This is a genomic window from Frankia sp. CoWAU3, from assembly GCF_977971855.1.
The window spans coordinates 2,593-10,672 of sequence record NZ_CDWWXB010000066.1 but is presented as its reverse complement, the minus strand read 5'-3'; the positions used below and the strand labels follow the sequence as shown (position 1 = coordinate 10,672).

The window sequence follows — 8,080 nt, the reverse complement described above, 5'->3', positions numbered from 1 at the left end:
CCAGGTCCCAGGTCAGGTCGGCGTTGAAGGCGAGCACGTTCTTGCCGTCGACGGTGAGCCCGTCACCGACCAGGTCGAGGATGTGGATGTCCTGCGCCTGGTTGGCGAGGAAGACCGAACCCGATCCGGAGACCTGCATGAGGTTCAGGCCCTCGCCGCCGCTGAAGAAGCTGTGGAAACGCGAGCCCCAGCCCTCCCAGTGCGCGTCGAAGTTCGCGGCACCCTGGTAGGCGACCATCGCGCCCTTGCGGGCATAGAACTCCCGCATCCCGCGGGCGCCAAGCGTCGCCTTGAGCATCTTGCCGTTCTGCAGGGAGAACGGCCCGTCCGAGGGACGCTCCGGATTGTCCAGGAGACTGCTGCGGATGCCGCCTGCCGGCCCACCGGGACCACCGGGACCACCGGGGGGTGTCCCCTGGCCCGGCGGATAGCCCTGGCCCGGCGGATAGCCCGGACCACCGCCGGGATAGTTGCCCTGCGGACCACCCGGGTGGCCGCCGTACATCCCGCCCTGCGTCATGTCGCCGTCCCCGTCCTCTCCGCGGTGCGCTCCGCCGTCCGGCGCCGGTACCCGGCCGCCCGCCCCCACCGTGCCATCGCGGCCTCAGCCCCGCACCGAGAAGGTCGGCCGCTCGTCCTCGCTCGGTTGCACGACGACGAACCCCTGGCCGGAAAAGCCGAGCTGGAACGCCTCCCCGGAGCCGCGCCCGATGAGCCCGCCGAGCCGGGCGGTGCGCCAGGGCTCGACGCGCAGCCCATCGGTGTAGGCGACGAGGGCGTCGGTGTCGACGTAGGTCGACGCCTCCCGGGTGTCGAGCACGATCGGACTGCCCTTGGCGGTCAGCGCCACCCAGCCGTGCCCACGCACCACCACGTTGAACATCCCCATTCCGGACAGCATGGTGATGCCGCGGACCCGCTCGATGCTCCACTGCAGCCCGGCGTCGAAGGCCAGGATGTTCTTGCCGTTGACCGAGAGTCCCTCGCCGGCAAGCTGCGCGACGATGACCTCCTTGCCGTAGTCCGCGAGGTACAGCAGCCCCTGGCCGGTCGCCGTCATGAGCGGAACGCCCTCACCCGTCGCCCAGGAGGAGGCGATCCGGCCGAGCTGTGGCGGCTGCGGATTGAAGTCGATCAACCCCTCGTAGGCGATCATTGACCCGACCCGGGCGAAGAGATCCTGGCCCGGGTTCATGACCACCTTGGCGATCTTCGAGCCGTGCCTGCTCATCCGTTCCATGATCGGAGTTGGTCCGTAGTGCTGGATCAGGCTGCCCTGCACGGCCCGCTCCTCTCCCCCGGCGGTCCTCCCGGATGGTCGACACGCCTCAGACCTCGTACGGCTGGACGACGATGAAGTGCCCCGCGAACCCCATGAACTGCAGAGCCAGTGCCTCGCCGCTACCGCCGGCATAGATCTGCCGGGAGATCCGGACCTGAGTCGACAAGCTGACCCGCATGCCGGTGGTCCAGGCGACAAGGGCGTTCATGTCCGCGAAGGTCGGGCCCTGCACGGTGAGGGTCATCGGGGACCCCTTGGTCATGACGACCACCGAACCCGGCCCGGAGACCTCGAAGTGGAAGAACCCCCCGCCGGGGATGCCGGGGCTCTCGATCCGACGCACCTCGGTGCGCACGGTGGCGTCCATCGCCAGCAGGTTCTTCGCGTTGACGCAGAGGGAGGAGCTGCCGAGCTCGACGATGTGCAGGTCCGCGGCGTCCTGGGCAAGGAAGACCTCACCCGAGCCCTTGCAGGTCATCAGCTTGAGGCTCTGGCCGGTCAGCTTGCCCTCGATGAGACCGCGCAGCCCGCCGCTCTTGTAGTCGAACTCGACGCTGCCCTGGTAGGCGACCATCGACCCGCGCAGCGCCAACGCGTCCGGACCGAGGGTGACCTTGACCAGCTTGCCGTTCTGCTGGGTCCACCGACCGGCGGTCGGCACCTCACGGTAGGGATCCAGGCTGTTCATCGCCCCGGGCAGGGTGGGTCGCGCCTGCGACGGCAGGATCTCGGGTCCGCCGAACGCGCCGGTCAGCGGCATCCCACCCGGCATGCCGGTGGCGGGCATCCCACCCGCGAAGCCCATGGGCGGCGGCGGTGCGGCGAGCGGAGCGCCGAACCCGGGGGCGGGGGCCGGCTGCGGCGCCTCGTCGGCGACCTCACCGCCGTAAGAGCGGATGAGCTCGGCCAGTCCCCCCTGGAACCCCTGGCCCACGGCGGCGATCCGCCACACGCCCTTGCGGTAGATGTCGGCGATCATCACGGCGCGCTCGCTGGTGAAGTCGGCGCCGGTGAAGGAGTAGCGCAGCACCTCGGTTCCCGCGACGACGATCCGCAGGTACCCCGACGAGATCGCCGAGGCGCTACCGGCACCGTCGAGGGCGGCGCAGAACGACAGCCGGCCGATCGAGGCGGGCACCTGGTCGAGGGTGACCCGGAACGCCTGACTGTCGCCGGCCTGCGGCCCGAGGAGCTGGATGGACTTCTCCGGCGACGCCGGCTGGTTGAAGAAGACGAAGTAGCGGTCGTCGGTGAGGCGATCGGCGCCGTCCAGGCCGAAGCAGGAGATGTCCCACTCCCCCGGCGCATTGATCTGGATCCCGACGTACAGGTCGGTGCCCGGGGTGATCGTCGACAGCTGCGCCTTCTGCCCTCGACTGAACTGGGTGACCAACACGCTCCCTCCACCTGGCATTCCGTGCCGGACCGGCGCAACCATGACCTACCGGCGTTACCGCGCCCAACCGGCCAGCCGGCACCCGCCCGCATCCGCACGAACCGGACTGCCGGCAACCTAGCAGCTGCCGGAGAGTACAGCCGAACACGCCGGCGCCGGGAACGCTGTCGATCCCCGGACAAGACGATTCGCGGACAAGACGATTCGACGACGACACCGGCATCGGAGCGGCTACCGGTGAGGCTCCTCTCGCGCTCCGACATGGTCGGGCGTTCACTGGACAGATGCGCTACGTCGATGGCATCACGACAGCCAGCGGTAGGAAGATATCCAAGATCGGCCTCGGAACCTGGCAGTTCGGGTCCAGGGAGTGGGGGTACGGGGCGGGCTACGCCGACACCGAGGCCGGGCGCATCGTGCGCCGGGCCCTCGAACTCGGGGTGACGCTGTTCGACTCCGCCGAGATCTACGGGATGGGACGCAGCGAACGCATCCTCGGCTCGGCGCTGGCCGGGATCCCGGACGCGCTGGACCGGGCGTACGTGGCGACGAAGGTGTTCCCCGTGCTCCCGCTGGCTCCGATCGTCGAGCAGCGGGCGGTCGCGAGCGCGAACCGGCTCGGGGTGCACCGCATCGACCTGTATCAGGTCCACCAGCCCAATCCGGTGATCAGGGACGGCCAGACGATGCGCGGGATGGCGGCGCTGCGCGCCGTCGGCCTCGTCGGGGACGTCGGGGTCAGCAACTACTCGCTGACCCGCTGGCAGGACGCCGAGGCGGCGCTCGGCGCGCCCATCCTGTCCAACCAGGTCGAGTACAGCCTGGTTCGGCGCAGGCGGGGCGAGGAGCTGCTGGCGTTCGCAGCCCGGGAGTCCCGGATCGTGATCGCCTGGAGCCCGCTGAGCCAGGGGCTGCTCTCGGGCCGCTACGACGTCACGAACCGCCCGACCGGGCGGATCCGCGCGATAAACCCGCTGTTCCTCACCGAGAACCTGGCCCGCGCCACCCCGCTGCTCGACGTCCTACGCGAGGTCGCCGCCACGCACGACGCCACCCCCGCCCAGATCGCGCTGGCCTGGGCGATCCATCATCCGTCGGTCGTCGCGATCCCGGGGGCGTCCAGCGTCGCCCAGGTGGAGAACAACGCCGCCGCGGCCGACATCACGCTCACCGAGGACGAGTACGGCACGTTGACCGCCGCCGCGCAACGCTTCGAACCGCTCGCCGGCACGTCGGCCTTCGCCGCACTGGCCACGGAACGGCTCCACCGCTGACCACTGTCCGGCCGGTCCGAGGCGTCCGGTCAGTCCGAGGCGTCGTAGGTGGTCACGTCGTCGGAGGAGATGATGTGGAACGGCGGGCACACCCCGGTCGAGTGGTGGGCCGCGGCCTCCAGCGCCATCCGGACCCGCTGTTTCGGGTCGAGGCCCCGGGTGCTGTGCAGCGAGCCGCAGGCGTACTCGTCGCCGCTGCCGACCGCATAGTAGTTGTCCGCGCTGCGGCCGATCTGGTAGTCCGAGTCGATTCGGTAGAGGTGTCCGCGGAGGCCGACCAGGAACAGCCCGCCGCTCTCGTTGCCGGAGTCGTTGCGGGCGAAGCCGCCGTCGCGCAGGCAGTCCCGGACCACCGCGATGAAGTCCGTCGCCATGAACCGATCGAGATCCCAGTCCTGCGGGACCGGGGGCACCAGGCTGTAGCGGAGCAGCTGGCCCATCCGGAACGAATCAGTGAACCCCATAATGAACTCACTGTTACGAAACACCTTGGTATCCGCACGGACAGCGATAGACCAGCCAGCGACACCGGCGCTGTCCCCACCGATCACGACCCGGCCGTCCTGCTGTACCCCGACGATGCAGGTCACGAAGCGGAATGGTACCGGTTCGCCCCGAAGCCGGACGCCGTACCCCATCCGCGCCACCAGCCCGTTGACACGCTCCGCCCGCTGTCACCCGCCCCGCCCGCTGTCACCCTGCCGACCCGGGAGCCGTTCCGGCGGTCCGGTCGTCAGGCGGATGTGAGAACGTGTCCTGCGCACACACGAGAACGGAAGCGGAGGACGGGCACCCCATGGGGATGAAGCGGTTCATGTCGCGGCTCGGTGTGGGCGGGGCCGAGGTCGAGACCGTGCTGGACCGTCCGGAAACCCTGCCGGGCCAGGTCGTGACCGGTCTGACCACCGTCACCGGCGGCAAGGTCGAGCAGAAGATCGAGAAGGTCCTCGTCGCGCTCGAGGCGACCGTCGAGGTCGAGACCGACGACTCGACCTGGCACGAGCAGGTCACCTTCGGTACCCAGCAGATCGGTGGCGGCTTCACTATCCACCCGGAGCAGCAGATCAGCGGCCGCTTCGAGCCGCCCGTGCCGTGGCAGACCCCGATCACCGACATCGGCGGGTGGCATCTGCACGGGATGAAGATCGGGGTGCGGACCAAGCTGGCCATCCCCGGGGCGGTGGACCCGGGTGACCTCGACGCGGTGAACGTGCACCCGCTGCCCGTCCAGGAGGCGGTGCTCGCCGCCCTCGGTGACCTCGGCTTCCACTTCAAGTCCGCCGACGTCGAGAAGGGCCGCCTACACGGCTCCGACCTGCCCTTCTACCAGGAGATCGAGCTGAAGCCGTCGGGCGAGTACGCCCGGCGCATCTCCGAACTGGAGGTCACCTTCCTCGTCGACGGCTCCGGGGTGGACGTCGTCCTGGAGGCCGACCGCCGCGGTGGGCTGCTGTCCTCCGGTGGCGACGAGCTCAGCCGGTTCCGGCTTGGCCACCACGACACCGACCGGCACCAGCTCGCCGGGCTGCTCCACCAGCAGCTGGAGCACCTGGGCCGCCGCCGCGGCTGGTTCTGAGCGCTCTACCCGTCCGGGGGACGTCGGCTCACCTGGTGAAGCTGCAAGAATACGGTATGTGAAGATCGAGGAGCTGGAGGCGGATCGTACCTGGCTGGCGTTCGACCCCATGCGGCAGCTTCGGCCGCATCTGACCTCCACCGGGTTCGTCAAGCTCGTCAACGAGGTCCAGCGCCCCGAGGGCTACCGCCTGGTCGCGTCGTGGGACGGGGAGCTGGGACGGGTGGTCGCGGCGGTCGGCTTCCGGCAGGTGACCTCGCTTGCCTACGGGCGGCATCTGGTCATCGACGATCTGTCCACGATCCTGGCTGCGCGGGGGCGGGGGCACGCCACCCGGCTGCTCGCCTGGAGTGAACGGGAGGCGCGCCGGCTCGGCTGCGAACATATCCATCTCGACGCCGGCACCCACCGCTACAAGGCGCACCGGCTCTACCTGCGAACCGGCTTCACGATCGCGGCCTTCCACTTCACCCGCCGACTCTGAGGTCCCTCCGCAGTCCCTCCCCCGGCCGTCAGCCGCCCGGCGGTCGGGGGACAGGGGACAGGGGGTCAGCAGCCGGGGGGTCAGCCAGGCGACGACGGCTCGGACGAACGACCTGCGGTGGCGCAGATCCGCGATCTCGTGCCCCTCGCCGGGAAAGAGCAGGTAACGGCAGTCGACGCCGCGAGCGAGGGCCGCGGCAACCGTCTGCTCCGCCTCGATCACCGGGACGTTGGTGTCGTTCTCCCCGTGCACGACGAGCAACGGCGCGGCGAGGGCGCTCATCCGGTGCAGCGGGGACAGCGCCCGCAGCAACGCCGGCTCGGTGCGTGGATCACCGTACTTGGTGACCGCGGACGCGGCGATCCACGGCTCGGTGTACTGATAGAAGCTCTCCAGATCAACCATCCCGCAGACGTCTACCCCGACCCGGAACAGCTCCGGGAAGTGGACCATCGCCGCCAACGTCAGATAGCCGCCGTAGGAGCGGCCGGCGACGCCGATCCGGTCCGGGTCGGCCAGGCCCGCCGCGACCAGATGCGCCACGCAGCTGCGGACGTCGGCGATGCCGCCGAACCGACGATGGGTGTGATCGGCCTCCTCGAACGACCGGCCGAATCCGGTGGAGCCGCGCACGTTCGGCGCGAACACCGCGATCCCCCGGGCGAGCACGGCCTGGAACAGCGGGTTGTAGACGGGACGCTCCTGCGCCTCCGGGCCGCCGTGCAGGTGGAGCAGGGTCGGGACCGGTCCTCGCGGGCCGTGCGGGCGGTACCACCAACCGGACAGTTCCCGGCCGTCGTGGGCCGGCAGGGCGCACGGCACCGGACGGACCAGCCGCGGGTGGTCACCGGTGCGGGGCCCGGGGATCCCGGGTACACGCGCCGGCCCGGATAGCCCGGATGGCCCGGATGGCCCCGGGCTGTCGGATCCCAGGCCGTCAACGTCGATGTTCAGGACGACCCGCGGTCCCGGGATGGTCACTGCCTCGACGGGAGCGTGCGAGATCAGCCGACGGTAGCCGGCGGATGGCGCGGTGAGATCCCAGGTCCAGATCTCCCCCGGCCTGATGGCACCATCCAGAGCAAGCACGAGCTCCCGCCCCCCGGGCCGGACGAGCACGCCGGTGACGACGTCGCGGGGAAGCGGCGGCAGCGTCAGTGACCGTCCGGTGGGCAGATCGACCAGCGCGAGCTCGCTGCGCCCGCCCACGTTCCAGACGACGACCGCCCGATCCGGATCGAGCAGGGCGAACCGCTCCAGATCGGCGTCATCCCGGGCGGCGAGGACCCGCGGCCCGCCGGCCGGATCGCCCGTGGGGTCGACGGGGACGTCGAACAACGCGGCCCGGTCCCGCCCGATGTCGCACAGCAGCAGCAGGCGACGGCCGTCGGCGACGAACCGACCGGTCACGGTGGTCGCCGTCCCGCCGGGCACCTGCCATGACCCGCCGATCCCCTCCCCGGCTGCGATCATGGTGTCGACCACGAGCACCCGCCGGACGCCACGGGGGCCCTCCCGCAGCAGCAGGCGGTACCCGCCACCGGCCGGGCCCCGCCCCGGACCGCCGCTCCCCGTCCCGTCCGGCGCGGAGTCGGGGAGAGCGGCGACGTCGCACACCTGCAGCGCCACTCCGGCTGCGAGGCGGGTCCGTCGCCCGTCGGAGTCGATCAGCACCGCGGCGGTGCGGCCGGACGGATCGGAGCGGTCTGACTCGGTCACGACGAGGCCGTGGCCGTCGTCGGTCCAGCGGGCTGGGGTGGCGGCCCGCCTCCCGCCGCCGGCCAGGTGGCGCAGGTCACCGCCGTCCGCCCGGACGGTCCGGACCTCGGTGAGCTCCCCGCCGCCCGGCGCGACGTGGACGGCGATCCGGTCGTCGGTCGGCGACCACAGGACCGCCCGGACATGACCGGGGCCGGTGTCAACCGGGCGCTCCCGGCCGTCCGGGTCCCGGATCCACAGCGCGGGGGCGCCGCCGCGATCGCCGACGAAGGCGAGCCGACCATGCGGGCCGGTACTCGGTGCGCGACAGCTCGCCGCCGCGACCCAGGCGTCGGACAGATCGCCGGGA

The 8,080-nt window shown here is 71.0% G+C and carries 7 protein-coding genes and 1 pseudogene; 3 read left to right on the top strand and 5 right to left on the bottom strand.

The genetic code is table 11. The annotated features are described in order from the left end of the window. The 3 genes from AC08ON_RS08490 to AC08ON_RS08480 all read right to left on the bottom strand — a co-directional run. A partial coding sequence (locus AC08ON_RS08490; RefSeq protein WP_476616743.1) for an AIM24 family protein occupies positions 1 to 520 on the bottom strand: 520 nt, incomplete at its 3' end. Positions 521 to 604: 84 nt separating this feature from the next. Then, a complete protein-coding gene (locus AC08ON_RS08485; protein ID WP_476607829.1) occupies positions 605 to 1,282 on the bottom strand; it encodes an AIM24 family protein in 678 nt (225 codons plus the stop codon). Positions 1,283 to 1,328: 46 nt separating this feature from the next. Then, positions 1,329 to 2,675 carry a TerD family protein gene (locus tag AC08ON_RS08480; RefSeq protein ID WP_476607832.1) on the bottom strand — a complete coding sequence of 449 codons (1,347 nt, stop codon included), beginning with the start codon at positions 2,673 to 2,675 and terminating at the stop codon, positions 1,329 to 1,331. Between the two features lie 287 nt (positions 2,676 to 2,962). On the opposite strand from AC08ON_RS08480, the gene AC08ON_RS08475 reads away from it, so the two are divergent. After that, on the top strand, positions 2,963 to 3,952 hold the full coding sequence (locus tag AC08ON_RS08475) for an aldo/keto reductase (protein WP_476607828.1): 990 nt from the start codon (positions 2,963 to 2,965) through the stop codon (positions 3,950 to 3,952). A gap of 29 nt (positions 3,953 to 3,981) precedes the next feature. On the opposite strand, the gene AC08ON_RS08470 is transcribed toward AC08ON_RS08475, so the two are convergent. After that, positions 3,982 to 4,542: an Ntn hydrolase family protein gene (locus tag AC08ON_RS08470; protein WP_476607827.1), complete on the bottom strand. Its 561-nt coding sequence runs from the start codon at positions 4,540 to 4,542 to the stop codon at positions 3,982 to 3,984. Between the two features lie 206 nt (positions 4,543 to 4,748). On the opposite strand from AC08ON_RS08470, the gene AC08ON_RS08465 reads away from it, so the two are divergent. Next, on the top strand, positions 4,749 to 5,528 hold the full coding sequence (locus AC08ON_RS08465; RefSeq protein ID WP_476607826.1) for a sporulation protein: 780 nt from the start codon (positions 4,749 to 4,751) through the stop codon (positions 5,526 to 5,528). A gap of 109 nt (positions 5,529 to 5,637) precedes the next feature. Next, the gene (locus AC08ON_RS08460; protein ID WP_476616749.1) at positions 5,638 to 6,012 is read left to right on the top strand and encodes a GNAT family N-acetyltransferase; all 375 of its coding nucleotides are present in this window, start codon (positions 5,638 to 5,640) and stop codon (positions 6,010 to 6,012) included. 138 nt (positions 6,013 to 6,150) lie between these two features. On the opposite strand, the pseudogene AC08ON_RS08455 reads toward AC08ON_RS08460, so the two are convergent. Then, positions 6,151 to 7,485, bottom strand: a pseudogene (locus AC08ON_RS08455) (alpha/beta hydrolase family protein); the annotation flags it as partial. Positions 7,486 to 8,080: the final 595 nt, after the last annotated feature.